The organism is Mammaliicoccus sciuri (assembly GCF_025561425.1).
Taxonomy (GTDB): Bacteria; Bacillota; Bacilli; order Staphylococcales; family Staphylococcaceae; genus Mammaliicoccus; species Mammaliicoccus sciuri_A.
The window spans coordinates 2,215,943-2,236,539 of the sequence record NZ_CP094824.1; the positions used below are offsets into that span (position 1 = coordinate 2,215,943).

Here is a 20,597-nt window from a genome sequence, read left to right on the forward strand (position 1 = left end):
ATATTAAAGTTAACGCATAATTCACAATTTATTCAAATGTTCGTCCTACTAAAAAGAATACCCCCTATTCCAAGTTTCTATCACTCGGTTTAGAAGGTACTCTTATATATTACTTTAATTATTTTTCACTAATGAATGTTGTTAAAGTTCCGATACCATCAATTGTAACTTTAATTTCATCACCTGGTTGTAAAAATTGTGGTGGGTTCATGCCTGCACCTACTCCAGCCAGTGTACCTGTAGCAATGATATCCCCTGGATGTAATGCTACATATTTAGAAATTTCAGCAATTAATTCATCGATTTTTAAGATCATTTCATTTGTATTACCATCTTGACGAATTTCATTGTTCACTTTAGTGACAATATTAACGTCTTCAGGTAATGGTAACTCATCTTTAGTTACGATATATGGACCCATTGGGCATGCACCTGTTAATGATTTAGAAAGGAATGCTTGATCGTGTTCCTTTTGAGCATTTCTATCTGTAATGTCATTGATGATTGTATAACCATATACATAATCTAAAGCTAATCCTCGTGGGATTTTCTCTCCATGCTTACCGATTACAACGCCTAATTCACCTTCATAATCTAACTTGTCTGTTACATCTTTATGATTCGGAATTTCTGCGTTATCACCAGTTAAAGATGATGCTGCTTTAGTGAATACATATAATCTATTAACTTTATTATTTAATTCTTCAGCGTGTTTTTTGTAATTACGTCCGAAAGCAATTACATTATTTGTAGGTGTTACAGGTGGTAAAAACTCGATATCCTCGAAGCTATATTTGTAATCGTCTTTCTCAGCAAATTCTTCTACTTTAACGATTGCTTTACGAACTGCTTCTTGGAAATCAACATTTATATTTAATTGTAAACCTTCTAATAATGTCTTAGGATTAAAACCTTCTTCTCCAAAGTCCGCAAATACTTTGCGTAAATCCCAAACCGCTTCTTCACGTTTTACTTTCACACCGTATGAAGTGATATCTTTATGTTTAAAAGTTAAAAATTTCATTCACTCTGTCAACTCCTTCTTATTCTTAATTTCGATTATACCGAATTTTTAGATAAATCGCATGCTTTTCAATCGATTATTTTAAATATGTTACTTTTCTCCATAATTTTTCCAATGGTCCTTGTTTAAATTTCATTAAATACAGATAACTCACGATAAGTTGCACGAAATAAATAACGATACCTATGATATAAATAGTTAAGACAGGTAACTTACCATAGAAATTAAACCCAACACCATAGAATATGATAATACAAATTACACTTTGCATAATATAAGTCGTTAAGCTTAGTTTTCCAATTGATTGTAATGGCGTTAAAATTTTTCGAGCTGTTTGCTCTTCACATAAGATCACAAAGAACATAATATAGCTCAATGCAACAATGGGACCACCAATCATCTGACTCATTAATTGTGATGTTACAGAACCTTCTAACACGATTTGAATCATTTTAATCGCTAAACCTAAAATTAGTACAACAACGCCTATCACCATATATAGATTTTTATGTTGTTTAATTTTGTTAAACCAATTAATTTGATGAGCATAAATACCGAATAGCATAATCGGTAAAATAGAAAATGGTCCTACTAGAATGGCGTTAGCAATATTCATACCAAAATATTTCAAATTAAAGCCAATAATCGATACATAATCAGCACTTGATAATATATTATTAACTCTTTCTAATTCTTGTAATCCTACGAAGCTTTCTATTTGTGTGACATCTTTTAATAAAATCATTGGCAGTAAATATAACAGTACAAATATGCCGATTCCTATTGATAGTGCAACTAATGTAAATTGTGGTTTCAAGCGCACAAATATGATTGCAATTAAACCTAACAATGCATATGTTGATAAAATATCACCATAAAAAATAAACACGCCATGAATGATACCTAGCAATAATAAAAATAATAATCTTCTCGTAATCATTGGATAATAGTTTAATCCCTTATCCAAACTATTTTGATACATGATAGACAAACCATAACCAAATAGAAATGCAAATATTGGATAAAATGAAGCGATTATAAATAATGAACTGATTTTAAACCATGCACCATCTTGATGTTGAAAAAACTCAAACGGATTGATGATTTGATATGGATATGCAAAGGTTAAAATATTCATAAGTAATATACCTAGTAAACTAAACCCTCTTAATGCATCAATACTAAATATTCTTTGTTTTGCCATTAATGATTCTCCTTGATGTGTTTCGTTCCATATTGAAAGAAGTATAAATAACCTTCAACTGGTTTCTTCAATATTGTTTCCAATGTATTTTGATAATAACGCATTTGAACGTCATATTTTTGTTTCATCGCTTCTGCTACTTCTTCTTTTGTTTTACCTCTACGAACGATAAATGCATCTGTTTTATAATCTATAAATGATACTTTATCTCCTTCAATAAAAATACAATCTATCATCCCTTGAATAATCGGTTTATTATCTTTTTCAGAAACATCGAAAGATAAACCTTGATCGATATCATCTTGACCAACTACAAAAGGTACCTCTCTCATGACTTTGTCTGCATTGACTAACCTTTTATATAAATCGGACTTTGTAAACACTTCTATTAATGATAAATCTAAATCTTCCATAGCGTCATCAGGTAGTATTTCTTTATCCATCAACTCGTGTACAAGATTTTGTAAATCTTCTACAGTTAATCCTCCTTGCTTTAGAGGAAGGTGTTGCATGACTGCATGCATCAAAGTACCAATTTCGGCACTTTGTCTTTTTTGTTTAGTCATAAACTTAGGTCTGTCATAAGATTTAGTACCGAGCTGATATTGTCTCACAATTTGATAATCCGTACCCGCTTCTTCAGTTTCTCGTTGACGTTTAATTTCAGAAACAGATTGTTTTGCTGCAATATTTAACAGTTGTTCATCCGGATATTTGTACACCATCTGATTATAGGTTTCATCCTTTTTCTCAGAAGGTTTATATTTCATAAGTGTATCTAATGTTGGCTTTTCATATGAGGTATCTTGTTCTTCATCTTGTTCTTCCTCACGTATGATATTGATATTAAAAGATTCACTTCGTTCAGACTTAAATGGCATTGAGTGTGATAGACCATTATCTTTCGATTTAGCAAGAACTGAAGAGATAAGATCAAATGGTGATTTCGCCTTCACTCTATATTCAGATTCAATCATTTCATCTTGATCTGCACTTACGAGACCAATTTTTTCGAGTGCTTTATCACCTTTAACACGACCAATAAGATATAATCCTTCTTTAGCTCTCGTTAATGCGACATATATCAATCTCATTTCTTCAGAAATCATTTCTGTTTCATTGATATTTTTAAATATAATAGATGCTAATGTTGGGAATGAGACTTCTTTTTCAATATTGAAATATGTTAAAGCTAATCCATATCGATTATTTAAGATAACATGCTCTCTCAATTCAGTACGGTTAAATTCACGTGTAATACCTGAATAAATAACAAATGGAAATTCCAGACCTTTACTACTATGAATCGTCATCATACGTACAACATCATCATTCGGCCCTATAACACTTTCTTGTCCGAAATCTTGGCCACGATCAATTAATTCATCGATAAATCTAATAAATTGGAAGATACCTCTTAAACTAGATGCTTCAAATTGTATTGCTTTATTTAATAAGCCGTATAAGTTCTGTCTTCTTTGAACACCACCAGTAAGGCCACTAAAGTAAGAAATTAAGTAATAGTCATTATATAATTTATCCAACAGTTGCCATACTGGAACAGACTTACTATATGCTTGATACATTTTCAATTGCGTTAAAAATTGATTAAGCTTTTCTACTAGCGCTGTATCTGCTTCTGGATTTGACATATATTTATAAATAGAATCTATATAGTAAATTTCTTGAGGCGCCTTATTTCTAATTTCAGCAAGCTCATCTTCTTTAAACTGAAAAGCTATCGAACGCATAACTCCGACTAAATATTTATCTTGCAGTGGGTTATCTATCACACGTAAAAATGAAAGCATCAATCTAATTTCATTTTGTTCGAAGTAGCCTTTTTTCGATTCTACATAAAACGGAATATTCGCTTCTTTAAATTGTTGTTGCATGTGCATCGCATTACTATAACTTCTCTCAAGAATCACGATATCTTTAAAAGTTGCTGGTCGATAACTTTGCGTTTTTCGATCAAATACGCGCTTGTTATCTAATATATATTGCACTTTATCTACAATAGCCTTTGCTTCAATAAGATTATTATCTTCTACTTCAAATGAATCTTGGACGATAATATCCATTTCTAGTGGCGTATGTTGTGAATCATAATCTGCACCGTAATACAATTTAGATTCATCGTTATATTCAATTTCACCTACAACTTCATCCATCATATGTGAAAAGATAAAATTCGTATTATCGAGTACTTCTTTTCTAGATCTAAAGTTCTTAGATAAATCGATCACTTCACCTGATGCCATTTCCGGATCATTAAATCGTTTATATTTTTCTATAAATAATTCTGGCTCAGCTTGTCTAAATTTATAGATGGATTGTTTCACATCACCAACCATAAATAAGTTACCATTATGCTCTTCTCCACGTTTAATACAACTGATGATAGCCTCTTGTACTCTATTAGTATCTTGATATTCATCTACTAAAATTTCATCAAAGTAATCTCGATATTGCAATGCAATTTCTGAAGGATTACCATCATCATCTGTCAAAATTTCTAAAGCTAAATGTTCATAATCAGAGAAATCAATAATTCTTTTTTGTTGTTTAAGTGATTGGAAATATTGAATGACATCTTTCGTGATATCCGCAATCACTTTCACTCTTGGTCCTATATCTTTCATATCTTGAATTAAATCTTCTCTACTTCTGCTGAGATAACCTTCAGTCAGTTCTTTTAAGTGGTCAATATAAGCTGTATGATAGTCTTTACCTAGTACCAGTAATTGCTCTGACCCTTCATTTTCAGACTTAATTTTCGCACTATTTGTCGGTAATTTCTTTGCTGCCATATCTATATGTATTTGATCAAGTGGCTTACTACCTTCAAATACGCGCTCTAACCATATGCGTTCACCTTCTAAATACTTCACATGTTTATCGACTTCATTTAAATGCTGGTAGCAATCTATTGACTGATACAAAGCATTTTTAGCACTATCTAATTTACGATAAATAAGTTGGTCAAACATTTTAAAATAATTATGATTTTCATCAATTTGATCATATGGTTGATCCAATTCATTTAACCACGCGAAAGGATCTGCATGTGCAATACTAAATCGATACAAACGGTTCAATAATGCTCTTAAAGGCTCGTCAGAACGGTCATTTGATAAATGCTCAACGATCTCTAAAAATGTCTGTTCATTCTTTTCATAATAGCTTTCTAACACATCATCTATCGCCTGTTCTAATAAGACAATACTCTCAACTTCATTTGCAGTTCTAAAGTTTGGGTCAATATCAATCGTGTCATAATGTGATTTAATTAATGTTAAACAAAAGCTATGAAGTGTAGAAATTTGAGCTTGATGAATTTTAATTCTTTGTGACTTTAAATGTTCATCTTCAGGATATTTAATGCTTTCTTTTTGAATTGCAGCATTGACCCTTGCTTTCATTTCTCTCGCACTTGCGTTAGTAAAGGTTACAACAAGCAGCCTATTGACGTCTTGTTTGTTACGCATAATTTTTTGAATTATACGTTCAACTAGCACAGCTGTCTTACCGCTTCCCGCTGCTGCTGCAACAAGTATATCTTTACCTTCACTATATATCGCTTTCCATTGATCATCCGTCCACTGTGCATCTATCGGCTTTTCAGGCAATGTCATTCTTCCGCCTCCTCTCTCAACATGTCGATGATTTCATCTTTCGTTAATGTATGTTCGATTTCTCTATATTGCTCTGTATCAGTTATAGGGTCAATGTGACAAACTGATTTAAATTCACAAAATTGACATGGTAACCGCTTTTGATAGCGCATAGGCGAAACTTCTGTATGCCCATCCATAATTTGTGTAGCTGTTTCAACAAAGTTTTCTCTATTTTTATTCATTAATTTGAAAAATAGTTCTTCATCTAAAGCTTTACTATAACTATTTAACTCACCATTTTTCTTTTTCGTGACAGGGATCATGTCAGATTTTAATTGGTCTATCAATTTATCATCAAGCGCATCGACTACTTCAGGATTTCTATTCACATAGCCGTCCATTTTGAATTTTTCAATAGTTTGTTGATAAATATCATCTACTTCTGGAATTTCTCCCCAACTTGTTGCTTTAATTTCAGGTTCATGCACATGGAAATACAATAACGCACCTGGTGATACGTTATCTTGTAGATTTAACAAAGCTTTATTTTGCAGTACGACATCTAAATACGTAAACATTTGCATTTGCATGCCATACATTACTTTAGTTAAATCTAAGCTTGTCACTGATGACTTATAGTCAATAATAGACACATAATCTTTATCTTTACCTTTATATACGTCCAATCTATCAATTTGACCTCTAATATTAATTGGAATTTTTCGTTTCGTTGCTAAAGGTGTCATTTTTAATTGATGTTTAGATGTTGCACCAAAGTTTAATTCAAATTGATAAGCTTTGAATTTTGAATGACTTGTTTGATACTTCATTGCTTCTAATGTAGATTTTAAAATGTTTTGAATGCGTAATTTTAAATATCTATAATGTGCAGTACGATGTAGGACATCAAATTGAATTTTAGGCAAACTTTCATCGATAGCTTCGTTTATAAGTTTTGTCATGGCTTTCGCTGATAACTTACTAAAGTCTCCATTTACTTCATCTGAAATATATTTCAATGTTTGATGGAATATATTACCGATATCGACACTTTGAATTTGATATTTTGTACGTTCGTTTAATTTTAAACCGTGTGACACGTAATGTTTAAATGGACATTGATTATATGTTTCAAACCTTGATACACTGGCATTTATTTTCTGACCATATAGTGATTCAGATACGTCTGTATTCAATTGGACTGTATCATTTTTATACGTTAAAGCTGATGTTAAAAATTGAACAGTTTGGTCTAAATGATGAATATCTAATGAAGCATGATATGCATCTAACCATATATCATTAACAATCTCATCATTCATCCAATCATTTAAATGTTCAAATATATGCATTTGACTTTGATGTTCATGTTCTAATAATTGGATAGGATTGTGCTCTATATTTGCTTTTAGTGATTGAACTTCAAGATTGGTAAATAGCGATTGTATTGTATTGATAAATGGACTCTTTTCTCTAATTTCTCCGCCATCGGACATTAAACTATATGTGAATACAACTTCTTTCTTAGCGCGTGTCATCGCAATATAACATACAAACGCTTCGTCCATCTGTAAAATATCACTCGTCGGGCTTAATTCTAAACCACTCGATGCTGCTAATTCTTTCTTCTCATCGTCTGTTAATAACAACATTTGATTAGATACTTTCGGTAATACACCATCATTCATACCAAGCAAGAATACAATTTCTTTATTATCCACTTTGGCTAAATCAATATTACCGACTGTTACTTCATCTAGTGTTTGTGGAATCATTGAGAATTCTAATTCATCCAATCCTCTATCCAATATTTCAATGTATTCATTTAAAGAAAGCTTTACATCGCCTAACACTTCTACAATGTCATCAAATATACGAATTGTGCCTTCCCATACTTGGTCAATTTCTTCCGCTTCTTCAAATTGATGCTTTATTTCTAATTCATCGCGCATCGTCATTAAGTGGGTAGGTAAATCAAATTGTTCGATAACGCCGTATAATCGACTCGTAAAGTCTTCCACTGTTTGACTATCAGCTAAAGCTTCGTTCAACTTTTCAATTCGATTCACAACATAATCTTTCAAGTCGATGACACTTTGCACCGTTTTCCTATCTTCTTCTATAAATGTATCTTCTTCTTTTCTTAATGATTTTTTGCCGAGCTTTTCAAAAGATTCAACTGTGAAAAATTCTGGATTCGTCCATCTCTTACCAGATATCCCTCTTTCAAATGCATAGTTTTCTAATATATCAATTAAATATGGCGCATTTGGGATATGGCTTGTTAAGATGCCTGTCTTCAACATGCGCATGACAGGTTCAAATCTCCATCCAGTTTGAATGACTTCCAACATAGACCGTAAACATTCAATGAACGGATGATATGCCATTTTCTTTTTCGCGTCATGATTATATGCAATATTAAAATGCGGTAATACCGTTTCAATCAACTGCTCATAACCTGGATCACGATAAAGTATCGCGATGTCTTTGTATGATAAATGCTCTTCTCTCGAACGTCTTAATATTTCTCTTGCAACGTATTGCACTTCATCTCTCATATTGGATGTTTCTATAATTTTTAAATCTTCACTATCAATGGTATTCGGTAGTAATGCATCAAATTGACTTTCCAAATGCTTTAATACTTTTTGATTATTGAATCGTTCCGTTGTCTTAAAGTGCGTATAGTTAATCTTAATTTGTAATGCATCCGCAATGTCTTCAACATGATTGAGAGATTCAGATGTTTTTCTAAATAAGCTAAATGGATCTTTGTCTCCATCTGTCGTTAAACCAATTGTTACCGACTTACTATATTTAACTAAGGCTTCAATAACGCGATATTCAAGTGTTGAAAAGTTATGAAAACCATCTATATAAATATCTGCTTGTTTGATGTAGTCTGAGTTTGGTATTTTCTCAATTAATTTATACAAGACATCTTCTGCTTGTACATAGCGACCGTTTAATTGCTCTTCTAACGCTTTATAGATTGTTTCGATATCACTAAGTTTATCTTTCATTCTTTTAGGAATGGCTTCGTTATGTTCAATATAATGTGATAAATCATCAGGACTTACATTATATTTCTTGAAGTCTTTAATCTCATTCATCATTTTATGACTAAATCCATAATGTTGAATGGTAGACTGATATAAATTTAATTGTTTTTTATGCGTATGTAATAAGTGATATGTAAGCATTTCTAACGCTTCATCTGAAATTTGTTGTTCAACAAGACCGCCTTCATCACTTAAAACTCTCCAACTTAATCTTTCAAATCCGAATACTGAAGTACGTATACTTCCTTTTAAATTAGGATTTTTAACAAATGCTTGTTCATATTGGAAGGTATTTTGAGTTGGGGTCAAAAATATAATTGGGTCTCCTAATGGATCTTCAATCATAGCTTCAGTCATTTGGTTAAGCATTTGATTCGTTTTCCCGGTCCCACTTCGTCCAATCCATACATTTAGTTGCATTTATTTCTACCTCCCTTACGTTCTCTTATTCATTTATTGTAACATAAAAAGAACACCTCACTTAATTTCAAAGTAAGGTGTTACAGAACTTTTATATTAATTTGTAGATGGGTCAAAATTATAATGGAATTGATTAATTGGCCAGAATCTTAATGCAACTTCACCAACAATAACATCTTTATCAATCAAACCAAATGAACGACCATCTTTACTGACTTCACGGTTATCACCTAAGACTAAATATTCATCTTTAGGTATTTTATTAGCACCATTTGAATTCACTAAATCTTTGACTTCAAAGTTCTCTGTCAATAAATCACGAGACTTATTCGCTTTGTTTGCTTTCAAGTATTCTTCAGGTACTTTTTTACCATTTACATATAATTGGTCTTTTTCATATTTTACTGTGTCTCCAGGTTTACCGATAACACGTTTTACATAATCATCATTTGCGTTTGCGTGGAATACAATAACATCACCGTTATCAATATCTCCTACCTTATAACCAATTTTATTGACGATTACTTTTTCACTATTTTTTAAAGTTGGGTACATGGAATCTCCAGAAACTGTATATGTTACAAATAAGAATTTCTGTATTAGTAACACACATACAACTGCTACTGCAATCGCCACAACCCATTCAAATATCTCTTTTTTCAAAAGTGCCACCTCATTATTATTATTATTTATCAAACTTCACATCTATTTGATTAAATGGATAATATCTTAAATTCACAGTACCAACGATATCATCTTCATGTACAAATCCAATTTCTCTTGAGTCTCTGCTATTGCTACGATTGTCACCTAGTACTAGATATTCACCGTTAGGAATAACATCACTTTTAGAGCCTTGAATCGTTCTTGTACTGAAGTCATCAGTTTTTATATCATCATTTAAAAAACGCTCATTTACATGAGTACCATTAATATACAGTTTGTTGTTTTTCATTTCAACTGTGTCGCCTGGTAACCCGATAACTCTTTTAATATAGTCAGCACTTTTATTCGCATGAAATACGATAACATCACCATTATTAATTTGTCCAAAATTTTTAACAAGTTTATTAACAATTACTTTATCATTATCATGAAAAGTTGGTTTCATTGAGTCTCCGTCTACAATATAACCGATGAATAAAAATGTTCTTACAACAAATAATAATACTAACGCAATAATAATTGCAATTATCCATTCGAATATTTTTTTCATTTTTGACTCCTATTTTTTAAGCGTTTATCAAAATATTTTTCTAAGCCTTTTTCAACTAGCCAGAGTACAAATATAATCACGACTACTATTATACTCTTTTTAGGACTTGCAAAAAAGGAATTTATATCGGCACCAATGAAACTTAACGTAAATATCATAATGGCTTTTGATAAAATTAACGCGATTAAATAGACTTGTTTACTAATATTCGAAAACGCACTAACCATATTAACTAAAGCACCCGGTGTAAATGGAAAGCATAACAAAATAAACAGTGGTCCAAAGCCATGTTCATCAATCCACTGAATAAATCTTTCAACTCTAGGCTGTTCAACAATCCTTTTCATAAAAGGCTTTTTAGAAATTAATCTAAAGATTAAGAAGACGATATAACTTCCCGAAACAGTACCAGCCCATGTAATGATAAAACCTAGCAATAATCCATAAGCATTTACATTAGCAATAACAAATAGAATAATCGGCAAAAACGGTAAGAATGCCTCAATAAAAGGTAATAAAAATGCTATGAATATCCCGAACGATCTAAAAGTTTCAATTAATTCAGTAATGTTCTCTTCACTGAACCAATTCATTAAATCTTGTATTAACATGTAACGCAACTTCCTTCTTAAATTTAGATTAATTATACCGATAAATGTGTAAATAGAAAAGTAAATTGACATCATACAAAAGTCTTATCTTTGGGAACGAGAAGGAATTTATAGGTTGGTAGGAGATAATGATTACTCAGTAGGAGGAATTTAGTTTATGGAGAAAATGAGATTATTGGTATGGAGAATCACTAGTTATGGACCGGTAATTATTTTTATCGGTCCGTATTTCTCATTTCTGGACCGGTAATTTTTTTATCGGTCCATATTTCCCGTTTCTGGACCGGTAATTTATTTTATCGGGAATATGTCCATATAATTGTGTAATAAAAAAAGAACCACATATAGCTCACTTTGGTACAATGTAATCGACTAAGAAAAAATTGTAGAGGTGACTATATATGACTCAATTAAATGTTAACTTAGATTATGAAGAATTGGCAAGTGCTATTTTTGGAAGTGATATGAATGCGTCTATGAAAACAATAGCTATGACTGTCATAAATGCATACATGGAAATGGAAAGAGACAAGTATGTTAATGCTGGATATAAACAAAAGAATTCAGGAAGAAACGCACAACTTAATGGCTATTATGAGCGTGATTTCCTAATGCCTATTGGCAATCTGACATTAAAAGTTCCAAGAACACGTGACGGTGAATTTACAACTGAAGTATTTAATCAATATTCGCGTTCTGACCAATCGCTTATTTTAGCGATGACAGAAGCATACATTAATGGTGTTTCAACTAGAAATGTTAATAAAATTGTGGAATCCCTAACGGGAAAATCTGTGTCTAAATCAACTGTTTCAGGCGTAATAAAAAACCTAGATCCTGAAATTAAAGAATGGGCTGGTAGACCTATTGTTAGTCATCAGTATAAGTATGTATTTGTTGATGCTATGCACATTAAGGTAAGAGAGAATAATAAAATTGTTTCTAAAGGTGTTTATATCGCTATGGGTATCAACGAAAATAGAAAACGCGACATTATTGGCTTTAAAATTTCTAATCAAGAGTCAGAATTAGCTTGGTCAGAGTTTTTTGAAGACTTAAGAATGCGTGGTTTAACAACACCTGAACTTATTATCTCTGATGCGCATTCTGGACTTATTAAATCTATTAAGTCACAGTTTATTGATTCATCTTGGCAACGTTGTACATTCCATTTTCTTAAAAATATTGTAGAGAGATTTCCTAAAAAGAACTCTAAAGAAGCTAGAATGTTACTTAAATCAATATTCCAAGCACCAACATATCGTCACGCTGTTCAGCTCAAAGATGAATTCATTGCACAATATGAAAGTAATCCTAAGTATGTGGAAGCTATTAAAATATTGGATGAAGGCTTCGAAGATGCCTCACAATTCTATAGATTTCCTGCTCAACATCATAAAAATCTAAGAACTACTAATTCAGTTGAAAATATTAATATGCAACTCAGAAAACGAGAAAAAATAGTTAAAACATTCCCTAATCTAGATTCAGCTTTTAGATTAATTGGCGCAGTACTTATGGATATTCAAGAAAGATTTGATAAGTCTAACAGACCATTTATCGCTTAATTAAGCTACTTATTTTTTAAAAAATAAGTAGTGATCAAACAACTATATCTGTTTAAACTTCAAAACAAATATAGTTGTTCGATTCATTAAAAAACCAAAGGTTGATTACATTCTAAAGATATTACACAAACATATGGACTTGACTTTTATCGGTCCATATTTAGTACTTTTTCTATTACCGCTTCTAATAAAGTACTTATATAGGATTCTCTTTATGGAACTTCTGTAGACCCCTGTCCACATTTCTGCTTCTTTTACTGAAAATGGTGTGCCTTTTAATAAATATAATTCTTCTAATGATTGAATAATAATATTCGCTCTATTCAATTCTTTCTTACAATGATGACATTTCAAATATTTTCGCTTATTAAATAATTCATCTACTCGAATCAACTTTCGACAGTTTGTACATCATACGCCTCTTTTTAAATCTTTATAGTCTATATTCAAATTTGGTATTTGATTTGTATATAAAAATGGTTCGTGTAGGCTTTGTAGTTTGTGATATATCCATTTATTTTCTTCATATTTAAAGTTTTGTGATACCATATCTTTTATTTTATGTATCTCACTTTTTAAAATAATGTTCATTCGAGATCGTAAATCACCATGTAATGTGAATGTTGGATGTATAAAAACAACATAGCTTTCTACTTTGCGTTTTAATTTATATTTCTCAACGATTCTTTTTAACCCTTCTTGAGCGACTTCATATTGATTAATAAGATCTTTAGATACAAAACCTGTACTTCTAAATAGTTTGTGATTTTCAAAATAATAGTCACCTGTATAATTTTTAATTTCAAATTGAATAATGGCATCGTCAGTTATGACTACAAAATCAAATTGAATATGGTTATAATTTTTAATCTGCAAATCATATAGCCACCATTCTGCCCCATAACTTTCAAGTATTTGAGCGAATGCTTTTTCACCTTCGTACCCTTGTTTTGTGACTTATTATTGTTCATCTACATTTTCAGGTAACACATCTATCCTATTTTGCAATGCATCAATATAAGCTAAAAATAAATTTTTACGTATTTTCATAAAATACCACTCATTTCTTCAAAAAATTCAAATCCAAAATAAAAAAAGTCCTCCAAATTAAATTTGGGGACTTTTTCTAAAAATACGTTTCATATTATAGTCTATCTTCTAATTCTTTTTTCAAGTCTTCGAATCCTGGTTTACCAAGTAATGCGAACATATTTTGTTTATATGCTTCAACACCTGGTTGGTTAAATGGATTCACACCTAACATATAACCACTCATAGCACATGCTAATTCGAAGAAGTATACAACATAACCGAATGTATATGCATCTAATTGAGGAACTTTAACAACTAAGTTTGGTACGCCACCATCTGTATGTGCTAATAATGTTCCTTGGAATGCTTTCGTATTAACGAAGTCAACTGTTTCAGCTGCTAAGAAGTTTAAACCGTCTAAATCGTCTTTGTCTTCTTCAATTGTAATATCATGTTTAGGATTTTCAACTTTTACAACTGTTTCAAATAAGAAACGACGTCCTTCTTGTACATATTGACCAAGTGAATGTAAGTCAGAAGTAAAGTTAGCACTTGATGGATAAATACCTTTGAAGTCTTTACCTTCAGATTCACCGAATAACTGTTTCCACCATTCACTGAAGTATTGTAAAGCTGGTTCGTAGTTGATTAACATCTCTGTTGAATATCCTTTTGCATATAAGATATTACGAATTGCTGCATATTGATATGCAATATTGTCATCAAGTTCTGAAGATGATAAATCTTCACGTGCAGCTGCAGCACCTTTCATCATATCTTGAATATCAATACCACTTGCTGCGATTGGTAATAATCCAACTGCTGTTAATACTGAATATCTACCACCGACATCATCTGGTACGACAAATGTTTCATATCCTTCACCAGTTGCTAAATCTTTTAAAGCACCTTTTTCTTTATCAGTTGTAGCAAAGATACGTTTTTTAGATTCTTCTTTACCGTATTTTTCTTCTAAAATTTTCTTGAATATTCTAAATGCTACTGCAGGTTCAGTCGTTGTACCTGATTTAGAAATAACGTTAATAGAGAAATCTTTACCATCTATATACTCAATTAAATCATGTACATAAGATGAAGATAAATGGTGTCCTACAAATATAATTTGAGGATTTTCACCTTTTTCATAATTAGCAAATGTAGAATTTAACATTTCAACTGCTGCACGAGCACCTAAATATGAACCACCAATACCAATAACAAGTAATACTTCAGATTGTTCTTTGATACGTTTAGATGCAGCTAGAATTCTATCGAACTCTTCTTTGTCATAATCTTCAGGAAGGTCAACCCATCCTAAAAAGTCGCTACCTGCTCCAGTCTTTTCATGTATAACATGATGTATACTTTTTACTAGATCACGTGATTGTTCTAACTCATGTTCACCAAAAAATGTTAAAGCTTTTTTATAATCAAATTGAATATGTGACATAATATCCTCCTATGTAATCTATATTTAATTTCAACAACGTCTTTATTTTACTCTAGTTTTCATAGGCTTTCAATCGAAATGCAACGATATACTTTTAAGTGCATAAATATTTAAAATAACTATTGAACATTCATTCTTAATATGATATTGTATGTTTATCGATTAAATATACAATATATTAAATATTAATACAAAAGCGAGGTTTTTTTAATGACTAATAAAGTTGTATTGGCATACTCAGGTGGATTAGATACGAGTGTTGCAGTGAAATGGCTAATTGAAAAAGGATATACAGTAATTGCATGTTGCCTAGATGTTGGTGAAGGTAAAGATTTAGAACTAATAAAACAAAAAGCATATGATATGGGTGCAGAAAAATCATATGTAATAGACGCAACTAAAGAATTCAGTGAAGATTTTGTTGGATATGCAATTAAAGGGAATACAATGTATGAAGGAAGTTATCCACTTGTTTCTGCATTAAGTAGACCACTTATCTCTAAGAAATTAGTTGAAATCGCGCAAGAAGAAGATGCGATTGCAATAGCACATGGCTGCACTGGTAAAGGGAATGACCAAGTACGTTTTGAAGTAGCTATTAAAGCATTAGCACCTCATATTGAAGTATTAGCGCCAGTACGTGAATGGTCTTGGAGTCGTGAGGAAGAAATTGATTATGCTAAAAAACATAACATTCCAATTCCTATCAATTTAGATTCTCCATATTCAATTGACCAAAATTTATGGGGTCGTAGTAATGAGTGTGGTATTCTTGAAGATCCATTTGCGACACCACCAGAAGATGCATATGATTTAACGAAACCAATCGAAGAAACACCTGATACACCAGAAGAACTTGAAATTGTATTTGAAAAAGGTTTACCTATTTCAATCAATAATAAATCATATCCGTTAGATGAATTAATCTTACAACTTAATGAAATTGCTGGTTTACACGGTATCGGCAGAATCGATCACGTAGAAAACCGTTTAGTTGGTATTAAATCACGTGAAGTCTATGAAACACCAGGTGCAAAGGTTATAATGGAGGCACATAAAGCATTAGAAACGATTACTTTAACTAAAGACGTTGCACACTTTAAACCGATAATCGAAAAACAATTAGCTGAACAAATCTATAATGGATTATGGTTCTCTCCATTAACAGATAGCTTAAAACAATTTATCGATTCTACACAAACTCAAGTAACAGGTACAGTACGTGTTAAACTATTTAAAGGAAATGTAATCGTTAATGGACGTAAATCTCCATTTAGTTTATACAATGAAGCACTTGCTACGTATACTAAAGAAGACGCATTTAACCAAGAAGCAGCTGTAGGATTCATTGAAATCTTCGGTTTACCTACTAAGGTTAAAGCATTATTAGAAACAGAGGGTGTTTTAAAATGACAAAAAAAGCATGGGGTGGAAGATTCGAGTCTAACCCTGAATCGTGGGTAGATGCATTTAATGCATCTATCCATTTTGATAAAAATTTAATTAATCAAGATATTCAAGGTAGTATTGCACATGCAACAATGTTAGCGGAGCAAAATATCATCATGACAGAAGAAGCAAACCAAATTATTCAAGGTTTAAAAGATATCCAAGCCGACTATTATAACGGTAATCTTGAGCTTTCTGAATCACTAGAAGATATTCATTTAAATATTGAACATGCTTTAATACAGAAGATTGGTCAAGTTGGCGGTAAATTGCATACTGGTAGAAGTAGAAACGACCAAGTTGCAACGGATATGCACCTTTATACAAAACAACATGTTCAAGAGATTCTCACACTTATAGAATCACTTCAAAAATCAATTCTTGTTATTGCTGATGAACATGTGCATACTATCATGCCCGGTTACACGCACTTACAAAGAGCGCAACCTATATCTTTCGCACATCATGTCATGACTTATTTCTGGATGTTAGAGCGTGATAAATCGAGATTTAATGATAGTTTAAAAAGAATCGACATCAGTCCACTAGGTGCTGCAGCTTTAAGTGGTACAACGCACCCTATTGATAGACATCGTACACAAGAACTTTTAAACTTTGCCAGTTTATATGAAAATAGTCTTGATGCAGTTAGTGACCGTGATTATATCGTAGAAACATTGCATAATATTTCATTAACGATGGTTCACCTTTCAAGATTTGCTGAAGAAATTATTTTCTGGTCTACTGATGAAGCTAAATTTATTACGTTATCAGATAGTTTTTCTACTGGATCATCGATTATGCCACAGAAGAAAAATCCTGATATGGCAGAATTGATTAGAGGAAAGGTTGGCAGAACAACGGGTCATTTAATGAGTATGCTCGTTACTTTAAAAGGGTTGCCACTAGCATATAATAAAGATATGCAAGAAGATAAAGAAGGTCTGTTCGATGCCATTCATACGATTAAAGGCTCATTGCGTATTTTCGAAGGTATGATTTCTACTATGCAAGTGAATAAAGAGCGTTTAAATGAAACAGTGCATAAAGATTTTTCTAATGCTACTGAGCTAGCTGATTATTTAGTAGAACAAAATATACCTTTTAGAGAAGCACATGAGATCGTAGGTAAAATCGTCTTATGGTGTATTCAAAATGGTAAATATTTATTAGACGTGCCATTAGAACAATATCAATCTTATAACGAACGTATACAAGAAAATGTATATGATTACTTGAAACCTGAAAACTGTTTAAACCGTAGAAAAAATTATGGTTCAACAGGTCAAGAGTCCGTACAACATCAAATTAATGTCGCTAAAGAACTCATATAATCAAAAAAACACACCATTCAAAATGGTGTGTTTTTTATTGGTCAAGGCTTATGCCCAACCTCTATATCTAGCCGCTTCAGCTGTACGTTTAATACCTACAATATAAGCTGCTAATCTCATATCTATTTTTCTGTTTTCTGATAAGTTATAAATTGTATCAAAAGCTTTAACTAATTTTTCACGTAGTTTTTCGTTAACTTCTTCTTCAGTCCAGTAATAACCTTGGTTATTTTGTACCCACTCGAAGTAAGATACTGTTACGCCACCAGCACTTGCTAGTACGTCTGGTACAAGAAGAACGCCACGCTCGCTTAATATTTTAGTTGCTGCCATTGTAGTTGGACCATTAGCTGCTTCTACTACAATTTCAGCTTTAATATCATTAGCATTTTCTTCTGTAATTTGATTTGAAATCGCTGCTGGAACAAGGATATCACAATCAATTTCAAATAATTCTTTATTAGAAATTGTGTCATCAAATAGATTTGTAACTGTTCCGAAGCTATCACGACGATCTAATAAATAATCGATATCTAGACCTTCAGGATCATGAAGTGCACCGTAAGCATCAGAAATACCTACAATTTTAGCGCCTTGATCATATAAGAATTTCGCTAAAAAGCTTCCTGCGTTACCAAACCCTTGAATAACAACTCTTGAACCTTCGATTGTTTTTCCACGTCTCTTAGCTGCTTCTTCAATTGCAATAACAACACCTAATGCAGTAGAACGATCTCTACCTTGAGAACCACCTAAAACAATAGGTTTACCAGTAATAAATCCTGGAGAATTGAATTCATCCATTTGACTATATTCATCCATCATCCAAGCCATAATTTGTGAGTTTGTAAATACGTCTGGTGCTGGAATGTCTTTTGTAGGACCTACTATTTGAGAAATAGCACGAACATATCCACGAGATAATCTTTCTACTTCATGAATACTCATTTGTCTTGGGTCACAGACAATACCACCTTTACCACCACCATATGGTAAATCTACAATTCCACATTTTAACGTCATCCACATAGATAATGCTGTTACTTCTTCGACATCAACATCTGGGTGGAAACGAACCCCACCTTTAGTTGGTCCAACTGCATCATTATGTTGTGCACGATAACCAGTAAATGTCTTAACAGAACCGTCATCCATTCTAACAGGTATACGCACTGTTAATAATCTCATTGGTTCTTTAATTAAATCGTACATTCCCTCGTCAAAACCTAATTTATTAAGGGCTTCACCAATAATTTCTTGTGTCGATGAAACTAAATTTAAATTTTCGCTCATGATCCTCTTCGCCTCTTTTTTAAATACTTTTAATCTCTAAATAATTGTAACATAATTGATTATTTTTAAAAGGTCTTAAACGTTTTTTGTAAACGTTATCAGATTTTTTATTTAAAAACAGACTTAACTTGATCAAGTGCCCAATCTAAATCTTCTTTTTCGATAATAAGTGGTGGTGCAAAACGAATAACTGTATCGTGTGTTTCTTTACATAACAGACCTAATTCTTTTAATTTCTCACAATATGGTCTTGCATTTTCAGTTAATTCGATACCGATGAATAAACCTTTACCCCTTACTTCTTTGATTGATGGATGATCAATTTTTTGTAATTCTTCTTTGAAATAAGTTCCTAATTCTAAAGAACGTTCAGATAATTTTTCATCAATTAATACGTCTAATGCTGCAACAGATACCGCACATGCTAGAGGGTTACCACCAAAAGTAGAACCATGTGAACCTGGGTTAAATACTTCTAGTATTTCTTTATTACCAACGATACATGAAATTGGGAATACGCCTCCACCTAACGCTTTACCTAAGATATACATATCTGGTTGAACATTATCCCAATCTGTTGCGAATAATTTACCTGTTCTACCAAGACCTGCTTGAATTTCATCTGCAATGAATAATACATTGTTTTCATCACAAACTTCTCTAATTTGCTTTAAATAACCGTCTTCAGGTACATTAATACCCGCTTCACCTTGAATAGGTTCAATTAATACAGCTGCTGTATTTGGTGTAATAGCAGATTTAATTTGTTCGATATCACCGAAATCAACAAGTTTGAATCCACCTAATAATGGACCGTAACCTCTTTGATATTCTTTTTCTGAAGAAAGTGAAACTGCAGCCATTGTACGACCATGGAAGTTACCATTCATCGCAATGATTTCTGCTTTGTTATCTTCTACGCCTTTCACATCATAAGCCCAACGTCTTGCAGCTTTAATAGCCGTTTCAACAGCTTCTGCACCTGTGTTCATTGGTAATACCATTTCTTTATTTGCAAGTTTACAAATTTTTTCATACCAAGGACCTAATTGGTCACTGTGGAATGCACGTGAAGTAAGTGTTACACGATCTGCTTGATCTTTTAATGCTTGGATAATTTTCGGATGACGATGACCTTGGTTAACTGCAGAATAAGCAGATAACATATCTAAATAGCGATTGCCCTCTGGATCTTTAACCCAAATACCTTCCGCTTCTGAAATTACAATTGGTAATGGCAAATAGTTCGGCGCACCAAATGTATTTGTTTGTTCAATGATTTCTTGTGACTTTGTCATATTAAATCTCCTC

14 protein-coding genes are annotated in these 20,597 nt (G+C 32.2%); 3 read left to right on the forward strand and 11 right to left on the reverse strand.

Features of this window, described 5'->3' with window-relative positions:
• Positions 1-118 precede the first annotated feature (118 nt).
• From MUA60_RS11490 to MUA60_RS11520, 7 genes are all read right to left on the reverse strand, one after another.
• Entirely contained in the window at positions 119-1,024 is a 906-nt protein-coding gene (locus MUA60_RS11490; protein WP_262648339.1) for a fumarylacetoacetate hydrolase family protein, read from the reverse strand.
• Between the two features lie 76 nt (positions 1,025-1,100).
• Positions 1,101-2,228 carry a DUF418 domain-containing protein gene (locus MUA60_RS11495; protein WP_262648340.1) on the reverse strand — a complete coding sequence of 376 codons (1,128 nt, stop codon included), beginning with the start codon at positions 2,226-2,228 and terminating at the stop codon, positions 1,101-1,103.
• Positions 2,228-5,866 carry a helicase-exonuclease AddAB subunit AddA gene (addA, locus tag MUA60_RS11500; protein ID WP_262648342.1) on the reverse strand — a complete coding sequence of 1,213 codons (3,639 nt, stop codon included), beginning with the start codon at positions 5,864-5,866 and terminating at the stop codon, positions 2,228-2,230. The genes MUA60_RS11495 and addA overlap by 1 nt, the downstream gene beginning before the upstream one ends.
• On the reverse strand, positions 5,863-9,333 hold the full coding sequence (gene addB / locus MUA60_RS11505; protein ID WP_262648343.1) for a helicase-exonuclease AddAB subunit AddB: 3,471 nt from the start codon (positions 9,331-9,333) through the stop codon (positions 5,863-5,865). Before addB ends, addA begins: the two co-directional genes overlap by 4 nt.
• A gap of 96 nt (positions 9,334-9,429) precedes the next feature.
• Positions 9,430-9,996 carry a signal peptidase I gene (gene lepB / locus MUA60_RS11510; protein ID WP_262648344.1) on the reverse strand — a complete coding sequence of 189 codons (567 nt, stop codon included), beginning with the start codon at positions 9,994-9,996 and terminating at the stop codon, positions 9,430-9,432.
• Positions 9,997-10,018: 22 nt separating this feature from the next.
• Positions 10,019-10,549 carry a signal peptidase I gene (gene lepB, locus MUA60_RS11515; RefSeq protein ID WP_262648345.1) on the reverse strand — a complete coding sequence of 177 codons (531 nt, stop codon included), beginning with the start codon at positions 10,547-10,549 and terminating at the stop codon, positions 10,019-10,021.
• Entirely contained in the window at positions 10,546-11,160 is a 615-nt protein-coding gene (locus tag MUA60_RS11520; RefSeq protein ID WP_262648346.1) for a TVP38/TMEM64 family protein, read from the reverse strand. The genes lepB (MUA60_RS11515) and MUA60_RS11520 overlap by 4 nt, the downstream gene beginning before the upstream one ends.
• Before the next feature lie 401 nt (positions 11,161-11,561).
• Here MUA60_RS11520 and MUA60_RS11525 point away from each other — a divergent pair, with 401 nt between their 5' ends.
• Positions 11,562-12,728 (forward strand): IS256 family transposase, encoded by a 1,167-nt coding sequence (locus MUA60_RS11525; RefSeq protein WP_262648348.1) that lies wholly within the window; start codon positions 11,562-11,564, stop codon positions 12,726-12,728.
• A 411-nt stretch (positions 12,729-13,139) separates the two neighbouring features.
• On the opposite strand, the gene MUA60_RS11530 is transcribed toward MUA60_RS11525, so the two are convergent.
• Together MUA60_RS11530 and MUA60_RS11535 are read right to left on the reverse strand one after the other, a co-directional pair.
• Positions 13,140-13,643, reverse strand: a complete 504-nt coding sequence (locus MUA60_RS11530; protein ID WP_262650621.1) for a nuclease-related domain-containing protein — start codon at positions 13,641-13,643, stop codon at positions 13,140-13,142.
• 229 nt (positions 13,644-13,872) lie between these two features.
• Entirely contained in the window at positions 13,873-15,210 is a 1,338-nt protein-coding gene (locus MUA60_RS11535; protein ID WP_262648349.1) for a glucose-6-phosphate isomerase, read from the reverse strand.
• Positions 15,211-15,420: 210 nt separating this feature from the next.
• Between MUA60_RS11535 and MUA60_RS11540 the strand changes: the two genes are divergently transcribed.
• Both MUA60_RS11540 and argH read left to right on the forward strand, forming a co-directional pair.
• The gene (locus tag MUA60_RS11540; protein WP_262648350.1) at positions 15,421-16,623 is read left to right on the forward strand and encodes an argininosuccinate synthase; all 1,203 of its coding nucleotides are present in this window, start codon (positions 15,421-15,423) and stop codon (positions 16,621-16,623) included.
• Positions 16,620-17,993: an argininosuccinate lyase gene (gene argH / locus MUA60_RS11545; protein ID WP_262648351.1), complete on the forward strand. Its 1,374-nt coding sequence runs from the start codon at positions 16,620-16,622 to the stop codon at positions 17,991-17,993. The genes MUA60_RS11540 and argH overlap by 4 nt, the downstream gene beginning before the upstream one ends.
• Positions 17,994-18,041: 48 nt before the next feature.
• Here argH and MUA60_RS11550 read toward each other — a convergent pair whose 3' ends face one another.
• Together MUA60_RS11550 and MUA60_RS11555 are read right to left on the reverse strand one after the other, a co-directional pair.
• Positions 18,042-19,286 carry a Glu/Leu/Phe/Val family dehydrogenase gene (locus MUA60_RS11550; protein ID WP_025904703.1) on the reverse strand — a complete coding sequence of 415 codons (1,245 nt, stop codon included), beginning with the start codon at positions 19,284-19,286 and terminating at the stop codon, positions 18,042-18,044.
• 107 nt (positions 19,287-19,393) lie between these two features.
• Positions 19,394-20,584, reverse strand: coding sequence for an ornithine--oxo-acid transaminase (locus MUA60_RS11555; protein ID WP_243559555.1), 1,191 nt, complete (start codon positions 20,582-20,584; stop codon positions 19,394-19,396).
• Positions 20,585-20,597: the final 13 nt, after the last annotated feature.

Coding starts and splice junctions, on each gene's coding strand:
- MUA60_RS11490 (WP_262648339.1), bottom strand. CDS start 1,024: ATGAAATTTTTAACTTTTAAACATAAAGATATCACTTCATACGGTGTG.
- MUA60_RS11495 (WP_262648340.1), bottom strand. CDS start 2,228: ATGGCAAAACAAAGAATATTTAGTATTGATGCATTAAGAGGGTTTAGT.
- addA (WP_262648342.1), bottom strand. CDS start 5,866: ATGACATTGCCTGAAAAGCCGATAGATGCACAGTGGACGGATGATCAA.
- addB (WP_262648343.1), bottom strand. CDS start 9,333: ATGCAACTAAATGTATGGATTGGACGAAGTGGGACCGGGAAAACGAAT.
- lepB (WP_262648345.1), bottom strand. CDS start 10,549: ATGAAAAAAATATTCGAATGGATAATTGCAATTATTATTGCGTTAGTA.
- MUA60_RS11520 (WP_262648346.1), bottom strand. CDS start 11,160: ATGTTAATACAAGATTTAATGAATTGGTTCAGTGAAGAGAACATTACT.
- MUA60_RS11525 (WP_262648348.1), top strand. CDS start 11,562: ATGACTCAATTAAATGTTAACTTAGATTATGAAGAATTGGCAAGTGCT.
- MUA60_RS11535 (WP_262648349.1), bottom strand. CDS start 15,210: ATGTCACATATTCAATTTGATTATAAAAAAGCTTTAACATTTTTTGGT.
- MUA60_RS11540 (WP_262648350.1), top strand. CDS start 15,421: ATGACTAATAAAGTTGTATTGGCATACTCAGGTGGATTAGATACGAGT.
- argH (WP_262648351.1), top strand. CDS start 16,620: ATGACAAAAAAAGCATGGGGTGGAAGATTCGAGTCTAACCCTGAATCG.
- MUA60_RS11550 (WP_025904703.1), bottom strand. CDS start 19,286: ATGAGCGAAAATTTAAATTTAGTTTCATCGACACAAGAAATTATTGGT.
- MUA60_RS11555 (WP_243559555.1), bottom strand. CDS start 20,584: ATGACAAAGTCACAAGAAATCATTGAACAAACAAATACATTTGGTGCG.